Annotated in this window: 12 protein-coding genes and 1 pseudogene; 6 read left to right on the top strand and 7 right to left on the bottom strand. The window is 71.4% G+C overall.

Annotated features, from left to right (window positions below; translation table 11 throughout):
- Window positions 1–61: 61 nt before the first annotated feature.
- A complete protein-coding gene (locus tag ACIGXW_RS30145; protein WP_399575994.1) occupies window positions 62–1,039 on the top strand; it encodes an antibiotic biosynthesis monooxygenase in 978 nt (325 codons plus the stop codon).
- 71 nt (window positions 1,040–1,110) lie between these two features.
- A complete protein-coding gene (locus ACIGXW_RS30140) occupies window positions 1,111–2,490 on the top strand; it encodes an FAD-binding oxidoreductase (RefSeq protein WP_399575991.1) in 1,380 nt (459 codons plus the stop codon).
- Window positions 2,491–2,611: 121 nt separating this feature from the next.
- Here the strand turns inward: ACIGXW_RS30140 and ACIGXW_RS30135 are convergent, their stop codons facing one another.
- Window positions 2,612–3,907 carry a cytochrome P450 gene (locus ACIGXW_RS30135; RefSeq protein WP_399575990.1) on the bottom strand — a complete coding sequence of 432 codons (1,296 nt, stop codon included), beginning with the start codon at window positions 3,905–3,907 and terminating at the stop codon, window positions 2,612–2,614.
- A 216-nt stretch (window positions 3,908–4,123) separates the two neighbouring features.
- On the opposite strand from ACIGXW_RS30135, the gene ACIGXW_RS30130 reads away from it, so the two are divergent.
- Together ACIGXW_RS30130 and ACIGXW_RS30125 are read left to right on the top strand one after the other, a co-directional pair.
- On the top strand, window positions 4,124–12,082 hold the full coding sequence (locus tag ACIGXW_RS30130; protein ID WP_399575988.1) for a type I polyketide synthase: 7,959 nt from the start codon (window positions 4,124–4,126) through the stop codon (window positions 12,080–12,082).
- A gap of 99 nt (window positions 12,083–12,181) precedes the next feature.
- Window positions 12,182–13,636, top strand: a complete 1,455-nt coding sequence (locus tag ACIGXW_RS30125) for an APC family permease (RefSeq protein WP_399575986.1) — start codon at window positions 12,182–12,184, stop codon at window positions 13,634–13,636.
- Here the strand turns inward: ACIGXW_RS30125 and ACIGXW_RS30120 are convergent.
- The 5 genes and pseudogenes from ACIGXW_RS30120 to ACIGXW_RS30100 form a co-directional block, all read right to left on the bottom strand.
- The gene (locus tag ACIGXW_RS30120) at window positions 13,604–14,404 is read right to left on the bottom strand and encodes a GNAT family N-acetyltransferase (protein ID WP_399575985.1); all 801 of its coding nucleotides are present in this window, start codon (window positions 14,402–14,404) and stop codon (window positions 13,604–13,606) included. The genes ACIGXW_RS30125 and ACIGXW_RS30120 overlap by 33 nt on opposite strands.
- 162 nt (window positions 14,405–14,566) lie before the next feature.
- On the bottom strand, window positions 14,567–15,034 hold the full coding sequence (locus ACIGXW_RS30115; protein ID WP_399575983.1) for an RICIN domain-containing protein: 468 nt from the start codon (window positions 15,032–15,034) through the stop codon (window positions 14,567–14,569).
- A gap of 18 nt (window positions 15,035–15,052) precedes the next feature.
- Complete coding sequence (locus tag ACIGXW_RS30110) at window positions 15,053–16,462, bottom strand: hypothetical protein (RefSeq protein WP_399575981.1); 1,410 nt, start codon at window positions 16,460–16,462, stop codon at window positions 15,053–15,055.
- A gap of 98 nt (window positions 16,463–16,560) precedes the next feature.
- Window positions 16,561–18,372: pseudogene (locus ACIGXW_RS30105) on the bottom strand (BTAD domain-containing putative transcriptional regulator); the annotation flags it as partial.
- A gap of 232 nt (window positions 18,373–18,604) precedes the next feature.
- Window positions 18,605–21,385: a BTAD domain-containing putative transcriptional regulator gene (locus ACIGXW_RS30100; protein ID WP_399576402.1), complete on the bottom strand. Its 2,781-nt coding sequence runs from the start codon at window positions 21,383–21,385 to the stop codon at window positions 18,605–18,607.
- 316 nt (window positions 21,386–21,701) lie between these two features.
- Here ACIGXW_RS30100 and ACIGXW_RS30095 point away from each other — a divergent pair, with 316 nt between their 5' ends.
- Window positions 21,702–22,067, top strand: a complete 366-nt coding sequence (locus ACIGXW_RS30095; RefSeq protein ID WP_102917538.1) for a hypothetical protein — start codon at window positions 21,702–21,704, stop codon at window positions 22,065–22,067.
- Window positions 22,068–23,337: 1,270 nt separating this feature from the next.
- Here the strand turns inward: ACIGXW_RS30095 and ACIGXW_RS30090 are convergent.
- The gene (locus ACIGXW_RS30090; RefSeq protein WP_399575979.1) at window positions 23,338–25,911 is read right to left on the bottom strand and encodes a helix-turn-helix domain-containing protein; all 2,574 of its coding nucleotides are present in this window, start codon (window positions 25,909–25,911) and stop codon (window positions 23,338–23,340) included.
- Window positions 25,912–26,035: 124 nt separating this feature from the next.
- On the opposite strand from ACIGXW_RS30090, the gene ACIGXW_RS30085 reads away from it, so the two are divergent.
- Window positions 26,036–26,245, top strand: coding sequence for a hypothetical protein (locus tag ACIGXW_RS30085; protein ID WP_399575978.1), 210 nt, complete (start codon window positions 26,036–26,038; stop codon window positions 26,243–26,245).
- Window positions 26,246–26,389: the final 144 nt, after the last annotated feature.

Here is a 26,389-nt window from a genome sequence, read left to right as displayed (position 1 = left end):
GGAGCAAGCAATCGGATGCCCGGTTTGCCGCATAAATACTATATGGACTAGGCTACTCTACGTGAGTCCACGTGCAAGCCGTGACTCCGCGGCCGATCACGCCACCGTTGTGACCTCGCAGAAAGTGCGCCAAGGCCACGTCGACGAGTACCAGCGCTGGCAGAACCGGACGAACGAGGCCGCCCGCGAATTCGATGGGTTCGAGGGCTCCGAGGTGTACCCGCCCGGCGCCGGTTCCGAGAACGAATGGGTGACGGTCTTCCGGTTTTCCGGGATCGGCTACCTGACCGCCTGGCTGGAATCGGACCGCCGGCAGGAACTTCTCGCAGAAGGCCGGAGATTCTTCGAAGGGCCACCGACACAAGAGGTGCTCCGTGGCGGCGCCCCCGCCGAACAGGCCCCCGAGACCGTCACCGCCGTCGTCGCCCACGAGGTGAAGCCCGGACGCGAAGAGGGCTTCCTGCGGTGGCAGGAGAAGGTCCTCAAGGCGCAGGAGAAGTCCCCCGGATTCATGGGATCCGAGTTGTTCAAACCGGTCAAAGGGGTCCAGGAGCGCTGGGTCGTCGTCTTCCGGTTCGACTCCCCCGCGCACCTTGAGGAATGGCTCGAGTCCGAGGTCCGCGGCGGACTGCTCGAGGAAGGGCGCGCCTACTTCGTCTCCTACGACGTGCACAAGGTCGGCTCCGCGTTCAGCGGCTGGTTCCGCTTCGGCACAGGAGCGCAGGACACCGCTCCGCCCAACTGGAAGCAGGCCATGTCCGTGATCCTGGCGCTCTATCCCACCGTCATGGTGCTGAACCTGACCGTGGGTGCCGAGCTGGACGAGCTCAACGTCCCGGGGTACGTGGGCCTGTTCATCGGCAATGTGCTGAGCGTCAGCGCACTGACCTGGCTGCTGATGCCTCTGGTGAACAAGTGTCTCGCGTTCTGGCTCGTGCCCAGCCGCGCGCGCAGTGTCCGCGTCCATGTGGCGGGTGCGGCGGCAGTGGTGCTCTGTTATCTGCTGTTCATCGTGATCTTCGGCCTGACCGTCCACTGACCGGCCGCGACCGGCCCTCCGCCGACCGCGACCCACCGGCCGCGACCGGCCGGCCCCTCGAGGAGGTCATGATGCCCGGGTGTTCTCCCGCAGCACGCTTCGAAGGAGCCCTGATCCGGCGGGGCGACCGCGCGTACGACAGCGCCAGGGCCGCCGCCGTGTGGAACGGGCTCAAGCCGGAGCGCTTCCCCGAGGCCATCGTGCGGGCGGCCTCCGAGCGGGACGTCGCCGAGGCCCTTTCCTGCGCGCGCTCCGAGGGAATGCGCGTCTCGACGCGTTCCGGTGGACACAACTGGTCCGGCTCCCAGCTACGCGACGGGAGCCTGCTGCTCGACCTCTCCGGGCTCCGCCAGTGCAGCATCGACCCGGGGTCGATGACGGCCACTGTGGGGCCCGCCGCCACCGGGCGGGACCTGGTCACGGCACTGGCCCCGTACGACCTCGCCTTTCCCGTGGGCCACTGTCCTTCCGTCGCGGTGGGCGGGTTCCTGCTCAGCGGCGGACTCGGGTGGAACTCCCGCGCGTGGGGACCGTCATGCGCCGACGTCCTGGAGATCCAGGCCGTCACCGCCGACGGCCGTACGGTCACGTGCAGCGAGACCGAGAACCCCGACCTCTTCTGGGCCGCCCGCGGCGCGGGGCCCGGCTTCTTCGCCGTCGTCACCCGCTTCCGGCTCGGTCTGCACCCCCACCCGGGGGCCATCGTGACCACCAGCCTGACCTTCCCACTGGCCGCGACCGGCCCCGTGGCGGCCTGGGCGGAAGGGGTCGCACGCGGACTCCCGGCGAACGTCGAGACGGCCCTCGTCCTTACCGCTTCCGGTGAGCCGGCCGCCACGGCCCCGCCCGGTCCGCGGATCCTGGTCGGCATGACCGCGTTCGCCACGACACGCGAAGAGGCACTCGCCGCTCTCTCACCGGCGCAGTCCTGCTCCTTCGCCGAGAGCGCCGTCCTCCGACCAGCGCCCGAACCGACGTCGTTCGCCCGCCTGCACCAGGGCGCCGACGCGGTGTGGCCCTCGGCTCACCGGTACGCGGCGGACACGCTGTGGTCAGGGGAGACGTACGAGACGCAACTGAACCGTATGGCCGACGCGGTAGCCCACGCGCCCTCCGGCAAATCCGTCGTCCTCGCGCCGGTGCTGCCCGTATCCGAAGACCCGGCTCTCCTGCGGAACATGGCCTTCTCCCCGCTCGGCGAGTCCTACCTCGTGTGCTACGCGATCTGGAACGACCCCGCCGCGGACGGGACCAACACGCAGTGGCTGCGGGATGCCATGACCTCGGTCGATCCGTCGGGCCACGGCGGCCACTACATCGCCGAGACGGACCTGGAAGCCGACGCCTCCCGGGCCCGGCTCTCGTACGCGCCCGCCGACTGGGACCGCCTGCAGGAACTCAAGGCCGCATGGGACCCGGAGAACGTCTTCCACGCCTATCTGGCGCCGTGAATGACGGGGGTCGAGGTCAGGAAGATTTCCGGTCCCGGGGTCCGTATTGGCTGCAGGAAGTAATTACGGCACCCGCAACGGAACCGGAGGGGCAGCCGGCCGAGGAGATGCCCTCACGACGTCAGCCGTGGACGGCGCGGTTGCCCGCCGCGAACCGCAGCGACGTGTGATCGGCGGTGCGCGGGAGAGGCCGTTCGGGACCCAGGCGGTGCGGCGAGGTGATGTGCCAGTCACGCGTGAGCAGTTCGGTGAGGAGCGTGGCACTGGTGGAGAGGACGATCTCCTTGCCGGGGCACCGGGCGGGGCCGCGGCTGAACGGTGCGATCGACCACTGTGCCTCGGCCCGCCCGTCGAGCCACACTTCGGGTTCGAACCGGTCGGCGTACGGAAGGAGCCGGGCGTCACGGTGGAAGAACGGGTTGCAGAAGATCACCGCCGTGCCCGCGGGAAGGGTCCAGCCGCCCGGCCAGTGCGTCTCGACGGTGGTGTCGCGCAGGATGACCATGGTCGTGGGCCACAGGCGCTGGGCCTCCAGGACACAGGCCCGGAGGTACGCACGGTCCGCGCGGGCCCTGGCCGAATGCTGCGGGCGGCAGGCGAGGAGGGCGAGCGTGAGGTAGTCGGAGATGGGGGCCGCGTCGAAGGCGAAGAACCAGTGCTGCATCTGGGCCACGGGCTCGATCTCGGCCGCGGCGGGCGTGGCGCTCACTCCACGGGCCAGTCCGCCCGGCTCGGCCAGGTCGAGGTAGCTCTGTGTGCGGGCGAACAGCTCGGCGCGCAGGCGGTGGCGCTTGCGGTGCAGCATGGCCCAGTTGCCGTCGCTTCGCAGCTTGTCCCGCAGGTCGGTGATGCGCTCGTCGTCACGGGCGGCGTCGCCGAAGACGATCCGGCGCACGATGCGCTGATAGGCGGCGTGGAACCGCTTCCAGGTGAGCGTGTCCTCCACGAGCAGCGGCCGGATCTCTTCCTCGACGACTGCCCGGCAGGCCTCGCGGAACCCCGGATCGGCCGCGCAACCGTCGAGTACGGCCTCGTTGAACCGGCGCCGCTCCACCTTGAGAGCACCCGGGGTGATCAACACGGCATCCGGCTCGAAGTGCGACAGGGCGGCCGTTTTCCCACGGTTGGCGGATGTGAACGACACACCGGTCTCGGCCAGCACGCGGCGAGCGTCATCGGCCGAAAGAAGAACGAGCCCTGTCCAGCCGAAAGCGGTGGCGAGCACGGGTCCCGGACCGTGGCGCTCGCGCAGGTCGTCCAGCACCCGGCAGCCCCACGCGTGGGTGTCCAGCGCGGCCGTCAGCCGGAGGGCGAGGGGACGACGGATCAGGAACCCCTGGGCGAAGGCGGGGAGCACACCGATCACGAACAGCCGCACGACATCGGTCAGTCCGGCTCGGGTAAGTCCTGGTGCCACAACAGCGACTCCTCCCGTCCGGCAAGCCTCCGGGAGAGGCTGCCCGACGCGCTCCCCGCTACCCGCAGGGGGAATCGAGGTCACCCGATCAGGTGAGTGCACGCACCGGCCCGGCGGGCCGGGACCGCCGAGTCCCCCTGGCATCGCGGGCGAGGATCGTGGTGTGGTCCGCGTGGGGCGCTTTCGCGCGCATCGAGGCGGAGGGGTGGGGATGAAATGACGGAGATCCGCGGCGAATTGATCCGTGCGTTGCCGGGGGTACTGGAGGCCCACGCGGCCCGGGTGGGCGGAAAGACCGCCTTCCGCGACGCACGGCGGGGCGTCACGTACAAGGAGCTGGAGGAGCGGACCCGCCGGCTGGCGGGCCACCTGATGCGGCTGGGGGTACGCAGGGGCGACCGGGTGGCGCTCCTTCTGGGCAACCGGGTGGAGATGGTAGAGGGTTGCCTCGCGGTTCTGCGGGCGGGAGCTGTGGGGGTCCCGCTCGATTCCGGGGCCGCGGACGCGGAGCTCGCCCACTTCCTCGACGACAGCGGGGCCGTCGCGGTGATCACCGAGGAGACACTGCTGGCGCGGGTCTCGCGATGGGCGGCGCTGCGGCCGCGGTTACGGTCGCGGATCGTGATGGTGGGCACGAGCGCCGTACCGGACGGAGCAGCCGCGGCCACCCACTCCTTCGAAGAGTTCGCCGGGGCGGATCCGGGGTGCGCGCCCCGGGACGACCTCGGTCTGGACGAGCCGGCCTGGATCCTCTACACCTCGGGGACCACGGGACGGAGCAAGGGCGTGGTCTCCAGCCAGCGCGCCGCGCTGTGGTCCGTGGCGGCGGCCTACGTCCCGCTGTGGGGCCTGGGGCCGCGGGACCGGCTGCTGTGGCCGCTGCCCATGTTCCACGCCTACGCGCACTCGTTGTGCGTGCTGGGAGTGGTGGCCGTGGGTGCGAGCGCGTACCTCCTCGACCGGGGCGCGAGCGTCGCGCAGGCGCTCACCGGGCAGCGTTTCACCATCGTGGCCGGTGTGCCCGCTACCTACCGTCTGCTCACGAGCGCGGTCCGCGAGGCCTCCCGGCCGCCGAAGGGTCTGCGTCTGTGCGTCACCGCGGGCGCACCGTGTCCCCAGGATCTGCGGGCGGACGTCGAGGAGTTGCTGGGTGCGCCGTTGCTCGACGGCTACGGCAGTACCGAGACCTGCGGGAAGATCACGGTCGACCGGCTCGGTGGTTCCGGGGGCGTCGGCGCCGGCGGTCTGCCGGTGCCCGGCGTCGAGGTACGGCTGGCCGGCCCCGCCCGTGGTGACGACGTCGCCGACGGGGACGAAGGGGAGATCTGGGTCCGCGGTCCGAACCTGATGCTCGGCTATCACAACCGCCCGGAGGACACCGCGCGGGCGTTCAAGGACGGCTGGTACCGCACAGGCGATCTCGGTCGCCGCGGGCGGCACGGCGGTCTGCGCGTCACGGGCCGGGTCAGGGAACTGATCATCCGTGGCGGGGAGAACATCAACCCGGTCGAGGTCGAGCACGTGCTGCTCACCTGCCCCGGCGTCGTGGACGCGGCCGTCGTCGGCAGGCCGCACGACGTGCTGGGCGAGGTGCCGGTGGCGTTCGTGGTCACCGATGCGCGGCGCGGCGTCGACACCGACCGCGTACGTGCCCTGTGCCGGGAACGGCTGTCGGACTTCAAAGTGCCCGACGAGGTGTACGAGACCGGCTCCGTGCCCCGTACCCCCTCCGGCAAGACCGATCGTCCCGCGCTGGCCCGGCACTTGGCCGAACGGCTCGAGTCGGCGCGCGAGGCCACGGCGTCGGCCCTGCGCGGGCGCCTGCCGGCGCTGACCCCGTCCGGGCGGTCCGACGCCGTGCTGCGCCTCGTCCTCGCCGCGACGGCGCACGCGAGCGGCGTGCCGGAGCGGGACCTGGCGCCGGACCGGCCTTTCACCGCCTTCGGGATCACCTCCCTCGGGGGCGTGCTGCTGCGTGACCGGCTCGGCGCGGCCACCGGCCTGGAGCTGCCCGCCACCTTGGTGTTCGACCACCCGACGCCCGCCGCCGCGGCGGCGTTCCTGGAGGCCGCGCTGCTCGGTGGCCCGGCCCCGGACGGCGGCGGGGCGCGTACGCCGTCGGCGGATCCGGTGGCCGTCGTCGCGATGGCCTGCCGGTATCCGGACGGCGTGGCCTCGCCCGAGGACCTGTGGAAGCTGGTCGCGGACGGAGGTGACGCGACCTCGGACGTCCCCGACGACCGGGGCTGGGACCTGTCTGCTCTCCACGACCCGGATCCCGACCGGCTCGGCAGGTCCGTCACCCTCCGCGGCGGGTTCCTGCGCGGGGCGGCCGACTTCGACGCGGCCTTCTTCGGGATGTCGCCACGGGAGGCGCTGGCCACCGATCCGCAGCAGCGGCTGCTCCTGGAGACCACCTGGGAGCTCTGCGAGCGGGCCGGCATCGACCCGACGGCCCTGCGCGGCAGCGACACCGGTGTCTTCGTCGGCGTGATGCACGACGACTACGCCGGCCGTCTCCTGCACCGCGGCCCGCACGAGCTGGAGGCGCACCTCGCCCTGGGCTCGGCGGGCAGCGTGGCCTCGGGCCGTATCGCCTACGCCCTGGACCTGCGCGGGCCCGCCGTGACCGTGGACACCGCCTGCTCGTCGTCGCTGGTGGCCGTGCACGCGGCGGCACAGGCCCTGCGGTCCGGCGAGTGCTCACTGGCCGTGGCCGGGGGCGTCACCGTCATGGCCACTCCGGCCTCGTTCGTCGCGTTCAGCAGGCTGCGCGGTCTGGCGCCGGACGGCCGGTGCAAACCGTTCTCGGCCGCCGCCGACGGCACCGCCTGGGCCGAGGGCGCCGCGGTGATCCTGCTGGAGCGCCTGTCCGACGCCCGGCGCAACGGCCATCCGGTGCTGGCCGTGCTCCGCGGTTCGGCCGTCGCTTCCGACGGCGCGTCCAACGGCCTGACCGCGCCGAGCGGCCCGGCCCAGCAGGAGGTGATCCGCCGGGCCCTGGCCGCCGCCGGGCTGTCCCCGGCCGACGTCGACACGGTCGAGACGCACGGCACCGGTACCGCGCTCGGCGACCCGGTGGAGGCCCGGGCGCTGCAGGCCGTGTACGGGAGGGAGCGGCCCGTCGACCGGCCGCTGTGGCTCGGTGCGCTCAAGTCCAACATCGGCCACACGCAGGCCGCGGCCGGTGTCGGCGGTGTCATCAAGACCGTCATGGCGATGCGTCACGGACGGCTGCCGCGCGTTCTGCACTGCGAGGAGCCGTCACCGCACGTGGACTGGTCGTCGGGCGCCGTACGGCTTCCGACGCGGGAGGAGGTGTGGCACCCGGCGCCCGGCAGCCCGCGCCGGGCCGGAGTGTCCGCGTTCGGTATCGGCGGGACCAACGCCCACGTCATCCTGGAAGAGGTGCTTGAGGCGCCTGCTGAGGGGACCGCTGAGAAGCCCCCTCCGGAAGGGTCCTGGAGTACGGTGCCACCGCTGCTGCTGTCGGGCGCGGATCCGCGAGCCCTGCGCGCGCGGGCCGGGCAGGTCGCGTCCCTGCTGCGGGAACGACCCGGGCTGTCCTTGCTGGATGTCGCCTTTTCCCTGGCCACGACCCGGGCGGCACTCACGCACCGGGCAGCCGTGACCGCGGGGGACCGCGAGGCGCTGCTGAAGGCTCTGGACATGTGGGCGGCGACCGGTGCCGGACCTGGCGGCGCCGGGGCGGGGCCGGTCCCGCATGCCGGACGGCTGGCCCTGCTGTTCTCCGGCCAGGGCGCGCAACGGCCCGGCATGGGACGGGGACTGCACCGTGCCTTCCCCGCGTTCGCGGCTGCCTTCGACGCCCTGTGTGAACGGTTCGACAGCACCGGCAGCCTGGAGCGGCCCCTGTGCTCCGTGCTGTGGGCGGACGGAGACACCGGCGATGCCGCTCTGCTGGACAGGGCCGACTTCGCGCAGGCGGGTCTGTTCGTCTTCGAAGTGGCGCTGTTCCGGCTGCTGGAGACCTGGGGGGTTCGGCCGGACGCCGTTGTCGGGCACTCCGTGGGCGAGCTGGCGGCGGCTCACGTCGCGGGCGTCCTGTCGGAGCCGGGAGCGGTGGAGCTGGTCGCGGCCCGGGGGCGGCTGATGCGCCAACTGCCCGGCAGGGGCGCCATGGTGGCTCTGGCGGCCTCCGAGGACGAGGTGGCGCGAGAGCTGGCGGATCTGACGCACCGCGTGGCGATCGCGGCGGTGAACGGTCCGCAGTCGGTCGTCGTCTCCGGGGAGGAGGAAGCCGTGCTCACCGTCGCGTCCCGGTTCGCCGGGCGCGGGCGCCGCGCCACGCGGCTGCGCGCCGGCCATGCCTTCCACTCACCGCTGGTGGAACCGATGCTCGCCGAGTTCGGCCGCGTCGCGTCCGCGGTGACCTACAGCAGGCCGCGTATCCCGGTGATCTCGTCCTTGACGGGACGCCGGGCGGACGGGGACGACCTGCGCTCGGCGTCCTACTGGGTGCGCCACGCCCGCGAAGCCGTACGGTTCGGCGACGCCCTGCATCGTCTCGTGCACGACGAGCGGGTGACCGCCTGCGCGGAGGTGGGCCCCGACGCGCAGCTCACGGCGGCTGCCATGAGCAGCGCTGCCGGGCAGCGCGAGGGGTTGGTGTGCACGGCCACCGCACGGGCCGGGGCGCCGGAGGCGGAGACAGTCCTGGCCGCGCTCGGCCGGCTGCACGCGCACGCCGTGCCGGTGGACTGGCCCCGGGTGTTCACGGGCAGCGGCGCCCGGCGGGTGGACCTGCCGACCTACCCCTTCCAGCGGCGACGCCACTGGCTGGACGACACCGCCGCCCACGTCCCGGCCGGCGACGAACACCCTCTGCTGACCGGGACGACCACCGTGCCCGGCACGGAACGCCTGCTGTGCACCGGTCACCTCTCCGTCACGGCCCAGCCGTGGCTGCGCGACCATGTCGTCGCCGGGCAGGTGCTCGTACCCTCCGCCGCGTTCGCCGACATGGTGGTCCACGCGGGCGACGCGTGCGGGCTGGAGGTCGTCGAGGACTTCGTGCTGCTGGCGCCGCTGCCCCTGTCCGGCTCCGGGGAAGAAATCCAAGTGCAGGTGGCACTCGGTGAACCGGACGCCTCGGGCCGCCGCACCGCGGATGTCCACTCCCGCCCGCGGGAGTCGGGCCCGCTCGGTGCCTGGACGCACCACGCGACCGGACGGCTCGGCCCGGCCACCGGGCGTGGAGGCCATGATTCCGGCGCCTCCGCGTGGCCGCCCACGGGTGCGGTGCCCGTGGACCTCACGGGTGCGTACGAGCGCCTGGCCGACGCCGGTTACGCGTACGGTCCTGCCTTCAGGGGCGTCACAGCGGTCTGGCGCGGGCCGGATGAAGAGGTGTTCGCGGACGTGCGGCTGCCCGGGGCGACGAGCGCGGAAGCCGGCCGGTACGGCATTCACCCCGCGCTGCTGGACGCCTCCCTGCACGCGTCGCTGCTCGCCCGGCCGCCGGCCGGTCCCGTCCGGATGCCGTTCGCCTGGCGCGGCATGAGCGTGTACGCCGTCGGTGCCACGGCGCTGCGCGTACGCATACGCACCACCGGCACGGACACGGTCGCCGTGGACCTCGCCGATCCCGCGGGAAGGCCGGTGGCCGGGGTGGAGTCCTTGACCACCCGGCCGGTACCGGAATCCGCCGCAGCTGCGGAAGCGAGCGGGGCTCTGTACGGCCTGCGGTGGGTCGGCATTCCGGCCGACGGCGACGGGCCGTCCCTGTCCGTGACGGAACCCGACGACATCGGCGTGCGCGCCGTGCTTCCCTCGCCGCCGGCCGGACGGCGGACCGCCCCCGGGACGGTGGTGATCTCCCTGTCCTCTCCCTCCTCGGGCGCCGGCCCCGTCGCGGACACCCATGCCGTGACCGCACGTGCCCTGGCCGTGCTGCGAGCCCGCCTGTCCGCCCCGGCCGCGCCCGGGTCGCGCCTCGTCGTGGTGACCCGCGGCGCCACCTCGACGGAGCCGGACCTGCCGGCCGCGGCGGTGTGGGGCCTGGTGCGTTCGGCGCAGGCGGAGTATCCCGGGCGCCTCACGGTCGTGGACACCGACGGCCGGCCCGAGTCCCTGCGCCTGCTGCCCGCCGCCGTCGCCACCGGCGAACCCCAGCTCTCCCTCGCGGAAGGAGCCGTGCGCGTCCCCCGACTGGCCGGCTCGGACAACCGGCCGGGCAGTCTTCCGGCAGAAGGCACGGTCCTGGTGACGGGCGGCACCGGAGCCCTGGGCGGCCTGCTGGCCCGGCACCTCGTCACCCGGCACCACGTCCGCCGCCTCGTCCTCCTCAGCCGTCATGGCCTGCGGTCGGCTGCCGCGCGGCGGCTGGCGGCAGAGCTGGAGGAGTCCGGCGCCCACGTGGAGGTGATCGCGCGCGATGCCGCCGACCGCCCCCGCCTGACCGACGTCGTGAAGACGTACGCGCACGAACTGAGCGCCGTCGTGCATGCCGCCGGTGTCCTGGACGACGGCGTGCTGGAGTCCCTGACACCCGGGCGGCTCACCGCAGTGCTGCGGCCGAAGGCGGACGCCGCCTGGAACCTTCACGAGCTGACGAGGCATCTGCCCCTGTCGCACTTCATCCTGTTCTCCTCGGCGGCCGGACTGCTGGGCACCGCCGGCCAGGCCAACTACGCCTGCGCGAATGCCTTCCTGGACGCGCTCGCACACCACCGCGCCTCCCTCGGCCTGCCGGCGCTCTCCCTCGCGTGGGGGCCGTGGGCGGGCGGGGAGGGAATGGCGGCGCGCACCACCGGCCACGGCCAGGCCCTGGACGGCGTGCTGCGCGCCGTCTCCCCCGCACAGGGGCTGGCGATGTTCGACGCGGCGCTGGGCAGCGGCGAAACGGTGCTCGCCCCGCTGCTGCTGGACCGTTCCCGGCCGTCGGGGACCGCCGGGCGGTCGGTGCCGCCGCCCCTGCGCGGGCTGCTGCGCACGACCCGTCAGTCAGCGGCCCGGGCCGCGGCCGGAGCCGGCGACGACCCCGCGATCGCGGGCCGGGCCTGGCGGGAACGGCTCGCCGCACTGCCCGCGTCCGAGCGGGCACCGGCCTTGCTGGAACTGGTCCGTGAGGAAGTCGCCACGGTGCTCGGCCATACCGGCGCGGCCGCCGTGCCCCCCGGCCGGCCCTTCGTCGAGCTGGGCTTCGACTCCCTGACCGGGGTACTGCTGCGCAACCGTCTCAGCGCGCTCACCGGCCTGCCGCTGCCCGCCTCTGTCGTGTTCGAGCGGCCCAGCGCCGCGGAGCTGGCCGGCCGTCTTCACGAGGAACTGGGCGGAGCCCTGCTCGAAGAGGCCGCCGCCGGGCCCGCCTCCCCACCGGGAGCGGCACGGCCGACGCAGCGCCTCGCCTCCCTCTACCGGCGCGTGTGCGAGGCGGGCGACGTGGTGTCGGCAATGCACTTGCTGGTGACCGCCTCAATCGCCGTGCCTGTCTTCGGACGCGCCGACAGCGCCCCGCACGAGCTCGCGCCCCTCAAGCTCGCAGAAGGCACCACCGGTCCCACTCTGGTGTGCCTGCCCGGCTTCTCGCCCACTCTCGGCAGGCCCTGGCACGCCACGCTGGCCGCTTCCTTCGGCGGCGAGCGGGACGTCCTGGAGATCCAGCACCCGGGCATCGTCCACGGCGACGCCGTGCCACGCGACTGGGAGACCCTCGTGGACCTGCACGCCGGCACCGTGCGCAAGCACCTCGGCGACCGCCCGTACGCCGTACTCGGCTCCTCGATGGGCGGCTGCCCGGCGCACTCGGTGGCCGCACGCCTCGCGGCGACCGGCACACCACCGATCGGCCTCGTCCTCATCGACACCTACCACGTCACCCCCGACCTCGAGGACGAGCCGTGGCTGCTCGCCCTGCCGGCCCGTCTCCCCCTGCGCTTGGGCGAGCGATTCGACACTGCCGTGGACGACATGACCATGGCCGCCCTCGGCGCCTACACCCGCATCGCCCGCGGCTGGCAGCCGGAACCGACCGACGTCCCCACCCTCCTGCTCCGCGCCACCGACCCGCTGCCGCGAACTTCCTGGCCCATGCCGCACCTTGCCGTGGACGTCCCCGGCAACCACTGGAGCATGACCGAGGAGCACGCCCACACGACGGCGCAGGCGATCAGGGCATGGCTCGACGCACGCTGCGGGGGCGGCGCAGGGTGAGGCGGCCTCCTTCCCCGCCCCGCAACCACCCCACTACCGTGACCCCCGCGCCACTTCACCACTGGGCCACGGAACAGTCGCACTGCTGGGGAGGCGGGCATGGCGAACGCGGGAGGCAGTGGTACGGGAGCCGAGCTGCGGCGGGATGCCGTGGGCGGGACGGCGGTGCTGTTCCAGAGCGTGACGGCCATGGCGCCCGCGGCGGCCGTGGTGGCCTCGATTCCGGGAGGGGCGGTTTTCGCCGGAGGCAGCCTGCCACTGTCCGTTCTCCTCGCCCTGGCCGCGTCGCTGCTCACGGCCTCCGCGCTGGGCGAACTCGCCCGGCACCTGCCGGCCGCCGGCTCGGTGGCGACCTACGCCGCCCGGGGACTGCATCCCGCGGCCGGCTTCCTGGTCGCCTGGGGGTACGTCTTCGCCGAAGCGCTCGTCCCACCGCTGGTGCTGCTCCAGCTCGGCTTCACCATGGCGGGCACGCTGCACCGCCAGTGGGCCGCGTACCCGGCGGACCTGTGGTGGCCGTGGGTCCTTGCCGGCGCGGCGGCCGTCGCCGCGGCCGGATACCGGGGCATTCGGGCCTCGGCACGGCTCGGCACCGTTCTCGGCGTCTTCGAGATCGCCGCCCTCGTCGTGTTCGCGGTGCTGCTGATCGTCCAGGCGGGGAAGGCCAACACCCTGTCCGTCTTCACCCCTTCGCACACTGCCCCCGGCCAGTCCGCCGCCGGAGGGGTGCTCGCCGGATCGGTCTACTGCATGCTCGCCTTCGCGGGGTTCGAGGCCGCCGCCCCGCTGGCCGAGGAGGCCCGCCGACCCCGGCAGACGATACGGCGGGCCGTGGTCGGCGCGGCCCTGGGCGTGGGCGCCTTCTACGTCCTGACCACCTACGCCATGACCGTCTACTACGGGCCCGGCCGGTTCGCGGGCTTCGGCGCGGACGGCGACGCGTCGTGGGACGGGGTGGCCCGCGGAGCCTTCGGCCTGATGTGGCTGCCCGTGTTCCTGGCGGTGGTCAACTCCTGCGTCGCCAACGCCAACGCGGGTGCCAACGCGGCGACGCGCACGGCCTACGCGTTCGGCCGCGCCGGACTCTTCCCACGGCTCCTGGCCACCGTCCATCCCCGGCACCGTTCCCCGGTGACGGCCCTCGCCGCACAGACCGTCGTGACCGTCGCGGTGGCCCTGGCACTGGGCTTCGCGTACGACCCTGTCACCGCCTTCTATCTGATCGCCACGGGGGTCGTCATCGTGGTCGTCGGCGTGTACATCACGGCCAACCTGGCCTGTGCGGGGTACTTCCTCCGACATCCGGGGCTCCGCCCGGTACGCCACCTCCTCATCCCCGCCCTGGCGAGCACCGCCCTCGTACCGGCCCTGCTCACCGCCGCCGGGCTGCCGGTGTTCTCCTTCGTCACCCCGCTCCAGCCACCGGTCTCGTACGCGGGCGCGGCCGTGGGCGCATGGCTGCTGCTGGGAGTGGGCGTGCTGCTGGTGGTGCGACGCCGGCACCCGGAGCGGCTGAGCCGGTCAGCCTTTCAGGGCGTAGAAGTGGATCGGTGAGTTCGGCTTGAACCCGATACGCGGGTACACAGGGGCCCCGGCGGCGGTGGCGTGCAGAACGGCACGGGTCAGCCCGGTGGCCCGGGCGCCCTCGTACAGCGCCTTGCGCGTGACCGCCTCGCCGTAGCCCCTGCGCTGCCACCGCGGGTCCGTGGCGACGAGCACGACGAAGAGCCGGCCTTCCGCTTCGACCGCACCGGCGCACGCCACGGGAACGTCCCCTCGCATAGCCAGGTAGGCGAACACCTCGTTCTTCCAGAGCCTGGATCCGACGAGCCCGTCACGGCCCTCGTCCAAGGTGAAGTCGTAGGCGCGCGAGTTGAGGTCCGCGTAGGCTCGCAACTGTTCGTCGGTCGACACCCGCACGAACGTCAGGTCGGGGTGGACCGGCTCGGGCACGGGAAGCAGATCTCCGGCCATGCCCGTGCCGGGAAAGGCGTACTGAAGCCCCGCCTCCTCCACCGCCGTCCCCAGCGCCGAACGAGCCTCCTCGTCGAGGAGGTCCTCGAAGAGCCACAGGAAGCCCGGGTACTTCTTCGCCCGCATGATCTCCGCTGCCCGGCGCAGCCGACGCCCGATGAGCTCTGCGTCCGCACCCACCTCCGTCAAGGTGAGGCAGTTCCAGAAGGCGAACCGGCAGTCGGCCCAGCGAACGGCTATACCCGGAAGATCGCGCACATCCGCACCCGCATCACGGTCGAGCACCATGGCCCGCCAGACCGCAGCGAGCTGCTCCACCGACTCGATGGACTCCGCGAGATCGTTCACCGTACCTCCAGGGAATCATTGGGCGTTCGGCACCACATGCATAGGTAGTACACGACTCCGGCATCCCCGCGCCACGGCGTCGGGCGCCACCCACTGCGTACACGGTGGGTGGCGCCCGACGGAAACGGAGAACAGGGACGAGAATCAGCAGAGCTGACGGCGTCACATGGTCCAGTGCTGGTAGGTGTTCGAGTCCCCGTACCGGTGCACGTACGCATAGCCCTTGGCGTTGGAGTCCAGAGCCTTCCTGTTCTGGTAGTTCAGCAGCGTGTAGCTGTTGCCGTAAACGTTCCTCTGCTCCCACCACTGCGCGTCGTCGCCGGAGTTGCAATTGGTGCCGTAAAGGCCGTCGTTCCCCGGTCCCTTGCCCGAGACGCAGAGGCCGGTCTCCTTGCTCTGCAGCATCACGCCCTTGGGGCCCTCGTGGAGATACCAGCGCTGGTACGGGTTGTTCCCGCCGCAGCCCTTGGTGTACACGCCGCCGGCGTTGTTGCCGTCAAGGCAGAGACCGGTCTGCACGTTCTTGATCTCGATGGCACCGCGGCCATCGGCGGACGCCGAGGACGGAATCGCCACGACGGTCGCGCATGCCAGGGCGAGCAGGCCGACAAGGCCGGTCGTCTTCTTCATTATTCTTGTCTCCTGATATCAGTCGGCGATCTTCATGCCTGGGTTCTTGTTCAGCACGTCGACCACATCGGTCATGTAGATGTTGCGGTAGCACGCGACCGGGGAATTGTTCACCGCGGGATTGCTGCAGGTGGATCCCGTTCCGGCGCCGGCGCTGATGAGGCCCCTGGCCACGGCGGTGTCGTTGACGTTGTAGCTGAAGACCGGCCCGCCGCTGTCGCCCTTCATCGCGGTGATGGCGTTGGATACCGTGTTCTTCAGGGTGTAGACCTCGGTGTTGCCCTTGAATTCCTTGTACCGCGTGTAGTGCCTGCCCTCCACGACCTTGAGGTTGCAGACCTCCCCCGACAGGGAGCCGGACGCGCACAGGTACTCGCCCACATAGGAGTGCGCCGCGCGGGTCACCTTCAAGAGGCGCTGGGACTGGCGGTAGATCGGCTGGCCGGCCCACATCGTGAAGTTGTGCAGGCCGCCGCCGTGCGTCGGGATGAGTGCGGTGTCGTACTCCTCCCACCGGTCCGATATCGGGCCCAGCTTGGTGTCCTGGTCGCCGGCGTACCACTGCTTGCCGGCGCCCCCTTCCTTCTCGCAGTGCGCGGCGGTCATCAGGTAGTCCGTGTTCCGCTGGGGCCACGAGACGACGAAGCCCGCACTGCAGATCGGACCTCCCTTGTAGCGCCCCCGCAGCAGCATCCCGGCGGAGTGCAGGGGCGCGTCCTGCTCGCGGGATTCCAGCGGCGTCGAATCCTCGGCCACCGTGCCGGTCCACGGCACCCCCGGGTCCGCGCTGCGCGGGGCGGAGCGGGCCGAGCCGTTGACGCGCTGCGGTTCGCCCTGGACGAGGAGCCCGGAGCCGTCGGACCGGGCGCCGGCCGAGTGCACGGTGGTCGACTGTCCGTCAATGGTCAGCGGCTGGCCGATGATCTTGCCGGCCGCCTCCTTCAACTCACTCCTGTTGTACGGCGCCGAACGCAGCTCCACCCGGACGCCCTTGGCGCGCTGGGGCGCCACGGCCGCCTCGACCTGCTCCTCGCCGCCCTTGTGGTAGAGGGTCACCGACCCGTCCTCGACGGACATGGTGAGGGAGGAGAAGGCCGGCGAGTCGCCGAGCGCGTCCTCGATGGCGTTCGCGGCCTCGCTCAGCGGCTTCTGCGCGGCCGCCAGCTCGCCCCAGGAGGCGAAGCCCGCGGGCGGCTTGTTGTCGGCGGCCCCGGTACCGCCCGCGGCGGCGGGCGCCGGGTCGGCGGGGCGGGCCGACGCCTGGGGGCCGGCGGTGAGGGCCGCCGCCGTGACGACGGCGGCCGCCGCCGCGTACGCACCGGCCCTCCAAGCGCGGCGGCTCGGCGACGAGGAACGGGGCGAGGGGTGCTGCGGTGACGGTGAACTGCGCACGGGCTTCCTTCCGGACTGCGCGATCGGCTTGCTCACGTCAGCCTTCCAGCGCCCGCCAACAGTGCCCTAACAGTCCGCTAACAACGGTCCGCCGGCGCTGCCTACGCCGCGACTCGGCCCTCCTCGTAGCCGTCGGCCCGCGCCTCGGAGGCCAGGCTGCGGGCGTAGAGGCGTACGAGGTCGTGCACCGCGTAGGAGCGCGGGCCCGATTCGATGACCAGGTGGGTGGCTGCGAGCTGATCCAGTGCGGTGGCGGCCCGGCCGGGAGGGCAGTCGGCGAGAGTGGCGGCCGTGCGGGTGTCGAGGGTGGGGCCGGTGTGCAGGCCGAGCTGTCGGAACAGCCGGCGGGCCGGGCCGGGCAGATGCTGGACGGTGAGGCCGAGGGCGGCGGCCACACCGGCGTCCTCCACGTTCAGCAGGTCCAACCGGGCTTGTTCATCGGCGAGTTCAACGGCCAGGGCGGACAGGCCGCCGGCGTGCGGGCGGGTGGCGAGGCGGGCGGCGGCGGCGCGCAGGGCGAGGGGCAGCCCGTCGCACAGGCCGGCCAGGTGTGCGGCGGCCTCGGGTTCGGCCGCGATGACGTCCTCGCCGAGGACGGCGGCGAGCAGCGCGGTGGACTGGGCGGCCGGGAGTTCGGCGAGCGGAACGGGACGGGCCGCGTCCGAGGCGACGAGCCCGCCGAGGCGGTCGCGGCTGGTGACGATGGTGACGCAGTGCTCCCCGCCGGGCAGCAGGGGGCGTATGTGCTCGGAGGCGCGGGCGTTGTCGAGGACGACCAGCATCCGGCGTCCGGCGGTGAGGGCGCGGTAGCGGGCGCCCATGGCTTCGGGGGTCTCGGGCATCGCCTCGGCCGGAACGCCGAGCGCGAGCAGGAACCCCCGGAGCACCAGGGTGGTGTCGCGGGCCGGGGTGGAGCTGTAGCCGCGCAGGTCGGCGAAGAGCCGGCCGCCGGGGAAGTCGGCACCGTGCTGGTGCGCCCAGTGCAGGGCGAGGGCGGTCTTTCCCACCCCGGCGCTTCCGGTGATCAGGGCGATGGGGCCGGGCGCGCCCACGGTGGCCCGGTCGAGCGCGGCCAGTTCGGGCTGCCGTCCGGTGAAGCCTCCGGGCCGGCGTGGCAGCAACTGCGGCACGTCGACCGCGGACACGGTAGGAGGAGCCGTCGGGACCGCCGCGGCCGTGGGGGCGTCGTCCTGGAGAAGATCGGCCCGTAGAAGAGCGGTGTACGCGTCGGTGAGCACCGCTCCGGGATCGACGCCGAGCTGATCGGCCAGCAGCAGCCGGGTGCGGTGGAACCAGTCCAGCGCTTCCGACTGCCGGCCGGCTCTGCCCAGGGCCAGCATCAGGGCCGCGATCATCGGTTCCCGCAGCGGGTGCGCGACGGCCTCGGCGCGCAGCACGGCCGCCGCCGTACCGTGCTCACCGAGCCGCCCGTGGGCGCCGGCCAGTTCCTCCACGGCGACCAGCCGCAATTCCTCCAGCTCGTGCGCGGCGGCCTCCAGCGCCCGGCTGCCCACCGTCCCGGCGAACGCGGGGCCCTGCCACAGCCCGAGCGCCGCGCGGAGCAGGGCCACGGCCTCGCCCGGCTCGTGCCGTGTCCGGGCGAGCCGGAGCAGTTCCTCGAAGCGGCGGGCGTCCACCAGTGTCCCGGGGTCGGGCATCCGCAGGATGTACGCCCCGCTCCGGGTGGCGAGTTCGACACCGTGGGCCGCTGCCCGGTGCTCGTCGAGCAGGGTCCGCAGCCGGGAGACGTGGCCCTGCACCACGGTCCGGGAGTGCCTGGGGGGTTCCTCGTCCCACAGGGCCTCGGTGAGCCGGTCGACGGCGACTTCCGTGTTGGGACGCAGCAGCAGCATGGCGAGCAGACTGCGGCGCTTGGCGGGGCCGAGCGGGAGAGGTTCTCCGCGCTCCGACACCACGGAAACCGTCCCCAATACGCGGAACTCCATGCGGTCTTCCTTTTCCCCGGGTAAAAACGTGGATCTCACGGCGCGTTCGCACGATGTGATCACCTTTGCCGGGCCCGCTGATGTCCCGCACACGTGCGGCTGATGTCCCGCTCACGTCCGGCGGCGTTCCGGCTCCGAGCCGTCAGTCGCGCCGACGTCGCGTCGCGCCCCGGCGGAAGCGTCGAACCGGTGTTCCGTTCACGCGCGTCCCACCGTCCCCGCCGACGCGCAGTCACGGACGGGCCGTGAGCCGCTCCAGCGCCGTGTCGTACCGTGCCCGGAACCCCTCGTCCGCCGATACCCGCAGCAGCGCACCGAGCGCCCGTACCGCGCCGTCCTCGTAGCCGGAGGACTCCGCCTCCCGGGCCGCCAGGTCGAGCTGCCGGATGCCCTCGGCCTCGTCCCCGAGCCCCAGCAGCGCCTCTCCCCTCGCCATGAGCAGCAGTATCCGGGGCACGTCGGCCGTGCCCGATCGATCGTTGAAGGCGAGGGCCTTGGTCGCCGTGTCGAGGGCCGGGCGCCATTGCCCGGCGTCGACCCGATGCCGGGCCAGGTGCTGCAGGGCCAGTCTCTCGATGGTCCGGTCGCCGGCCTTGCGCGCCAGGTCCACCGCCCGCTCGCAGACCTCCGCGGCCTCGTCCGGGTCGCCGAGCGCTGCTTGCGCCATGGCCAGGACGATCAGCGCGTTCGCCTCGGCGACCACGTCGCCCGCCCGGGCGGCGATCGCGGAGGCGGCCCCCAGGCGGGTGAGCGCCTCCGCGGCGCGCCCTTCCTCGATCAGCACCCAGCCGAGCACGTTCAGCACCCGCGACTGGCCGTGCTGATCGGCGTCGGCCCCTGCCGCCTCGAGCGCGGTCTCCAGGAGCGGGACCCAGCCGTCCCGCACGCGCCACACGATCAGCGGCCACAGCGTCAGGACGATCCGCCAGGCCCTGCCGTGCAGTCCGGCGGCGCGCGCCGCGGCCACCGCCAGCGTGAGGTCGTCCCGCTCGGCCGCGTACCAGGCCACAGCGGCGGACCGGTCGCCGAACTCCCGCACAGCGGCGGGCGGCAGGAAATCCGCCGGCATCGGGAAGCACTCCTCGTTGCCGGGCTCGGCCGCCGCCACAGCCGCGAGGGCGGTGGCGATGTAGTGGTCGAGCACGCGCCTCAGCGCATCGGGCCCGGAGTCCAGGCCACGCGCGTAGAGCCGTACGAGATCGTGCAGCGTCCAGCGGCCGGGCGCCGTCTCCGTGACGAGGTGCGCGACGGCCAGCCGCTCCAGGGCCCTCTCGGCGGCTGCCGGGTCCGTGTCCGCCAGGGCCGCCGCCGCGTACCGGTCGACGTGCGTGCCGGGATGCCGGCCGAGATGGGCGAACTGACGGGAGACATGCCAGGGGAGCTGCTGCAGCGTCAGGCGCAGCGCCGCCCGCACGCCGGTGTCCTCCACGTCCAGCAGGCTCAACCGGCGCGTCTCGTCGGACAGCTCGGCGGTCATCGCGCCCAGCGACCAGCCAGGACGTTGCGCCAGCCTGGCGGCGGCCACCCGGAGCGCGAGCGGCAGCCCGTCGCACAGCCCGGCCAGTCGTCGCGCGGCCACCGGCTCCGCGCGCACCCGTTCCTCGCCGAGCACTCCGGCGAGGAGCGCCGTGCCGTCCTCCGGGGTGAGTACGTCCACGGGAACGGGCCGGGCGGCGTCGGTGACGATCAGCCCCGGCAGCCGGTACCGGCTGGTCACGACGGTGACGCAGCGGGGACCGCCCGGCAGGAGCGGCCTGACCTGCTCGGAGTCACGTGCGTTGTCGAGCACGACGAGGAGCCGACGGTCGGCGGCGAGCGACCGGAACAGCGCGGCCGCGCCGTTCGCCGACTCCGGTATACGGCGCTGCGCGACGCCGAGCGCCAGCAGGAACTCGCGCAGCACCTCGATGAGGGCCGGCTCGCCCGTATCGCCGAAGCCACGCATGTCGGCGTAGAGCCGCCCGTCGGGAAAACCGGCACGGCCGTCGTGTGCCCAATGCAGCACGAGCGCCGTCTTCCCGACCCCGGCAGGCCCGGTGACCAGACAGACAGGCCCCTCGCCCGCAGCGGCCCGGGACAGGGCGGCGAGCTCCGCCGCCCGCCCATGGAAGCCGCGCGGCGCGCGCGGCAGCAGATCGGGCGCACCGGCGTGGGGAACGGCAGCCGGTAGGGGGACAGGGAGCGGGGCGTCCGTCGCGGTGGCCGGGCACGTAACCGGAACCGTGGCGGCGGCGTTCGGCATGTCCCCTGCGGTGGCCTTCGCCACCTCTCCTTCCCCGCCGCACAAGGCCAAGGCGTAGGCGTCCACCAGCTCGCGGCCCGGGTCCACGCCCAGTTCGTCGGCGAGCAACCGCCGGGTGCGATGGAACCAGTCGAGCGCCTCCGACCGGCGACCCGCCCTCTGGAGCGCCCCCATGAGAGCGACGGACAGCGATTCGCGCAGCGGATGGGCGAAGGCCTCGGCGTGCAGGACGGCGACGGCCCGGGTGTGCTCACCCACCTGTACGTAGCTCGCGGCCAGTTGCTCCACCGAAGCCAGCCGGAGCTCCTCCAACGCGTGCGCGGCGGCCCGGAGCGGTGGGCTCGGACGGGCGTCGGCCAGCGCGGGCCCCCGCCACAGCGACAGGGCCTCCCGGTACATCGTCACGGCCTCGGCCGGGTCGCTCCGGCTACGGGCCCGGGCCACCATTTCCTCGAAGCGGTGTGCATCGAGCCGCTCTTGCGGCATGCGCAGGACGTACGCCGCGCCCTGGGTGATCAGTTCGACACCGTGCGCACCGGCGTCGGCACCGGCCAATAGGGTGCGCAGCTTCGACACATGGCCCTGAATGACGCCGCGGGCGCTCGGCGGCGGCTTCTCTTCCCACAGAGCGGCCGTCAGCTGATCGACCAGCACCGGATAATTGGGGCGCAGCAGCAGGGCGGCCAGCAGACTGCGCCGCTTGACGGGGCCGAGCGGCAGCACACCCGTCTCGGTGACGACCGACACCGCTCCGAGCAACCGGAATTCCATCTGCCCCATGCCTCCCAGCACAAAGGACTCAGGATATCCGGCGAGGGGCACGACTTCGGGGCCGGCCGAACCAGCGAGGACGTACGTGATCACGATCTCGCGCCGAGTACCGGCCCCGCTTCACCGCCGACCTGGACCGCCTCGCGGCTCTTGCGCGGCTTCCTCCAAGCCTTGAGAAAACCTTGAGAAGGCCCTTCGCGGCCTTCATGGCCGAAAACACTCTCCTCAAACTCTTCACACAGGCCATTGAATGCCGTGGCCAACACTGATCACTCATCAGCGCATCAGTGCACTCTTTACATTTGGGAGACACCCCATGAGACGACTCCGCACCGCAGGTCTGGCACTTCTCGGCGCGACGCTCGTCGCCTCCGTCGCGGCGAGCCCGGCCCAGGCGTCACCGGGCGAGACCCGCACGGTGTGCGCCGACTCGATGACCCCGGACGGCTGGGTCGACGTGAACTGGGGCACCAGCGCCTCCTGCCGCGTGATGAGCGGCTCGAACATCAAGATGATCAAGCAACTGGACGGCCTCCCCGTCGGCACCCAGGTCAACGCCTGCGCCAGCGCGCAACCGCCGAAGGGCTGGACCAAGGTCCAGACCTACTACAGCGGCGGCTGCGTGGTCTTCGTCAACTCCTCCTTCACGCCGAACGCTTGGCTGCTGCAGAAGACCTCCTGACCGGAGGGCAGCGCGAGGGGGTGGCACTCAGCCGAGTGGCCGTCACCGACGAGCTCACCCCGGTCCGCCGGCGGGCGTGCGACCTGGTCGTCCAGGACGGAGCGAATGCGGGGCGCGCAACACATCGTCTGGCGACGCATCGGCGGGCACGACCTCTTCGAAGCCGCGGGTGAGCATCTCGACACCGAGGCCGTGGCCGGGCAGGCGGCCGACTATCTAGCCGGCCGGCCCCGGCCCCTGCGTGAGCACGTCCTGGCCAAGTACGCGCCGATCAGGATGACCAAGGCGCTGGCAGAGGCTCCACCAGGGCCGGCTGTGACCTCATTCCACCCGCCGTGTCCACACCCAGGTAGTGGCCGCGTCGAGGACGAGCTTGGCCCGCTTCCCGCACGAAGAGGGCATCGGCGCGGTTACCGACCGGGCCCGTCATCACTTCCACGTCCAGCGCCGATCTCGATACTGTTCCCAGGTCCAGCGCCTCAGCCGACACGCTGACAGCCCGTCAGTCCAGTCAGCGTCTGGTCAGCATCGGTACCACCGGAGCCCGCGAAGGTCGACTATCGCCCACACCACTACTGACCTGCAAAAACGCAGGTCACCGCCCCACCTTCCCAGTGCCTCAGGAGCCCGCTATGAAAATGCTCATCAACGTCTTGGAACTCAGCGTTCTCGCAGGTCAGAGGGGCAATCGGAGTCAGCAGGTCAGCAAACGGACCCCTGCGACAGCGACGACCCGGTCCCGCTCCGACGGCTTCGCCAGAGGCCAGCGATAACTCTCCGCAACCGCCGACCGATGCTCGCTGGATGCAGCTGGCGAAGCGGCCAGAGGCCCGCTACCTCCGCCCTATCCCGGGCATCCTGAGGCCAGCCTTCCTCTACCTCAGAGCCCGGCGGCAGTCAGTAGGCTGTGGCGTGCTCGGCAGCCCGGTACAAGTCCCTCAACTACCCTCCACGGGGCGCGGCGAAGCTGAACGTCGACCAGCCTGAGACCCACCCCGACGCGTATCTGGGCGGACTGACTGTGCGGCGAGCACGCCTCAGAGCGCTGACACGAAGTCCTGGCAGGGTTCGACACCACCGCGCCGGCTGTCTTGTCCAACTGCAGTGTGTTGGGCGAGGGGCAGAGTGTTATCTGAAGGTGGACACAGTTTGAGCGACGAGTGTTCTGGGAGGCGGACGCCTGACAGAGAGCGCGTCGCGTTCGTCACGAAGCCAGTGGCTTTGCGAGTAGTGATACACAGGCCGATAGTGATGCACAGGCCGAGCTTGCTCACCAGGGCATCGTTGGTGTCCCATCTGGGTCGAGTCCGTACGGCCACCACGCGGTCATGTTATCGATGAGCCATGGCTCTGCGCTCTTGCGAAGCCACGGCTCCACGCCATCAGAAAAGAATGCATCGGGGAAGGCGCCGGCGTCAGCGGCTTGCCGGGTAAGGGACTGAGCTTCTTCAACTTTTCCAGCGCGGTACCGCAAGTGAGCTAGCAATATGTAGGAACTGACGTCTCCGAGTTGCATGATTTGCTGTGCGAGAGCCTCTGCTGAGTCTTCGTCCCCTGCCTGGCGTAGTACGTCGGCCAACTCCACTAGGGCATCGCTGGCGCCTGCGCTGATGGCGCCCTGGAGGAGTTCCTTGGATTTCTCGTATTTGCCGCCCTTGCTATACCAGAGGGCGAGGTCGACCAGGGCGTCAGGTTCGCCGAGTTCAGCGGCTCGTCGAGCGAAAGCTTCCGCTCCAGGCAGGTCTCCGGACTTCGCGCACAAGTCCGCGAGAAATATCGAAGCGTCACTGTCTCCCGAGACTTCTGCGGCCTGACGCGCATGGCGTTCGGCTTCTTCTGGGTCCTCATCGAACCATGGGTTTCGAGCTGCCATTAGCGGTGCGCCATCTACGGTAAATTCGATGCAAATTTCGGTAGGTGCCCCATCGTCGGCGGACTTCGCCACTACCCGCCGTTGTGGTGCGGCCCAGATGTAGCCCATGTAAGGGGCTAGCCTTCTACTGCGCCTGAGTGTTTTGAGTTCATCCCCTTTTGTGCGCAGAAGCATGCTGGGAAGGAGGTCTTGAGGAGAGCCGGTGGCATGGACTACCCGACGGGCGAGGTTTTCGGCGTCACGCGTATCCTCGGCGTCTCTACGCAGTGCGAGGAGTCGCACGAGGGCGCCGACGTGGCCAGCATCCGCCGCTTTATTCAAGTAGTGTTCAGCACTGTCTCGCTTGCCAGCGTTCTCTCGATTCGCTGCGAGCCACAGCAGTGCCCAGACGCTGCCGGCGTTGGCTTCGCGGTGAACTAGTGCATCGACTCCTGCGGAATCTCCAGCGGTTTCACGCATTCGTACGACACACGTCTGGGTGCCGCCGCCGGTAGGCCCACAGACGCCGGAGGCACGGTGGAGGTAGAAGGCCCAGTAGAGTCGGTAGCGATGTAGCGCCTCTTGTGCGAGCTGCGCGAGGTCATCGGAGTCCGTGATGTGGTCGTGGGCGGAGTGCCAGAAGGAAGTCGGAGGGCACAACGACATACGTTCGTGGCGGCCGTACTGTTCGAGGTAATCCGCTATCCGGTACACCGGACCGTGCTTCTGGTTCGCGAAAACCGGTGACGTTACGCCTGGGGTTTGGCGTGGGTGTCGGGTGCGGATCCGGCGCAGTGGGGCGAGGTTGCCGTGGACAGGGCGGGCGAGGTCAGCGAGCGCTTCTTCGAACCAGTCATCGGGCAGCGTGTCATACTCGGTCTCAGTGAGATAGTCCTCGGCTGCCCCCTCCAGGAATGCGAGCGGGAGACGGACACCGGCGCCAAGACGACGGGCGTCCATAGCGGCCTGCAGCACCGCCCGGGCCGCAGGCTGGGCAGTGTGGTAGCGATGGAGGAGTTCAGGGCCTCCCGCCAGATCTTGCGCCAGGTTCCCGTCCCGCGTGCGCTCAAGAGCGGCTGCGAGCTGTTGGTCGCCAGCACCAGCAAGAGCCTGTGCTGCGGCAAGGGCGCCAGCGTCGAACCTGTTCGGGACGTTGATCCGGCGATTGGCGATCAGGGCCCTCACCTGGGCGTGCGGGTCCGCCAGTCCTGGATGCGGAACGGCCATGTACCTATCAGCATGTTCGGGCCACAAAGTGCCAAGAATCAGGACCGGCCCCCGACTCGGGTCAGACAAGAGGGTGGCAAGTGCTGCAGCCAGGCGTTCGCCGAATCCGTGCCCTGCACCTAGGTAGTGCTGGGCCTCATTCAGCCACACCACAGTCCTAGGACCAAGCTGATCGATCTCAGCCAGAGCGGCCTCGAGCCGGGTGAGATCGAAAGGACGCCACAACCACCATCCGTTAGCTGCCAGCGGCTGGATCGCTTCCCAGCAAGCACGCGTCTTGCCCGTCGACGATGAGCCGATCAGAACCGCCATTTGGCTGGTCCCATTGGCGGCTGCAGCTACGCACCTGGCCAGGTCCTCATCGTGCTGTCGGTGTACATAGCCGGGTAGACCGGAGGGACTGTATGTCCCCGCCGGAGCCACGGACGGCGCGGGCGCGGCAGGATGAACTTCCAGGTCGAGGGGATCCCAGTCGCTGATCGGCCGACCGCGCACGGCTTTTCCTGCCAAGTCCTGGACCGACGGTATGCGCACCGCGGCTTCGCGCAGGGCCAGCATCGGGCTCACATCCGCCCCCAGGGCCTTCGCCAAGGCCACCAGCGTGGCCTCGGAGGGCACCACTTGACCGTTCAGCGCCTGGCTGACCGTTGTCCGCCCCAGCCCGGTTCGCTGCTGCAACCCGCCCATCTGCAGACCCCGCTGCGCCCTGAGGGTGCGCAGCCGCAGCGCGAGTTCCGCCAACGGATCCTCGTGCACGTCCCTCATGTCCTGCTCCTCCGTCTCTCGCCGCGACCGTCTTCGTTCATCTTTGTTCGCCCTGAACCGCGGCGAACAGCAGAATCGCGAAATTCCCCGGAGACACCGTCATCGATCCTCCTGGGAAGAAGGCATGAACACCTCATCCATCCACCTGATGTTCCTGGCCCTGCTCCTGGCAGTCGTCGCGCTCTTCTGCATCCTCGTAGGGGCTGCGGCCGGTCTGCTTGCTCGCATCGACGGAGCCACCTACGCCAGCGCCCTGCTACGGGGTGCCGTGGCCTTCGCGGGCAGTGCCACCCTCTCCCTGGCACTGCTGACCTTTGTGCTCGCCGCACTGTGAACGGCGGATGCGTTGCTGCACTTCGACAGGCGCGCATGGCGTCCGGGACGGCGGCGCCGTCGGTTGTGGATGCTGGGGACGCCGGTCAGCGCGAGGGTGCCGCCGCTCAGTAGCCGGCTATCCATGGTGTCGCGTCATAATGCT

Source organism: Streptomyces sp. NPDC053079 (assembly GCF_044546695.1).
In the GTDB taxonomy this organism is placed as follows: Bacteria; Actinomycetota; Actinomycetes; order Streptomycetales; family Streptomycetaceae; genus Streptomyces.
This window is presented reverse-complemented; position numbering and strand designations above follow the sequence as displayed.

What these genes read in the sequence shown, in the direction of transcription:
- ACIGXW_RS30140 (WP_399575991.1), top strand. Translation starts at nt 1,111, where the DNA reads ATGCCCGGGTGTTCTCCCGCAGCACGCTTCGAAGGAGCCCTGATCCGG.
- ACIGXW_RS30130 (WP_399575988.1), top strand. Translation starts at nt 4,124, where the DNA reads ATGACGGAGATCCGCGGCGAATTGATCCGTGCGTTGCCGGGGGTACTG.
- ACIGXW_RS30125 (WP_399575986.1), top strand. Translation starts at nt 12,182, where the DNA reads ATGGCGAACGCGGGAGGCAGTGGTACGGGAGCCGAGCTGCGGCGGGAT.
- ACIGXW_RS30115 (WP_399575983.1), bottom strand. Translation starts at nt 15,034, where the DNA reads ATGAAGAAGACGACCGGCCTTGTCGGCCTGCTCGCCCTGGCATGCGCG.
- ACIGXW_RS30100 (WP_399576402.1), bottom strand. Translation starts at nt 21,385, where the DNA reads ATGGAATTCCGGTTGCTCGGAGCGGTGTCGGTCGTCACCGAGACGGGT.
- ACIGXW_RS30095 (WP_102917538.1), top strand. Translation starts at nt 21,702, where the DNA reads ATGAGACGACTCCGCACCGCAGGTCTGGCACTTCTCGGCGCGACGCTC.
- ACIGXW_RS30090 (WP_399575979.1), bottom strand. Translation starts at nt 25,911, where the DNA reads ATGAGGGACGTGCACGAGGATCCGTTGGCGGAACTCGCGCTGCGGCTG.
- ACIGXW_RS30085 (WP_399575978.1), top strand. Translation starts at nt 26,036, where the DNA reads ATGAACACCTCATCCATCCACCTGATGTTCCTGGCCCTGCTCCTGGCA.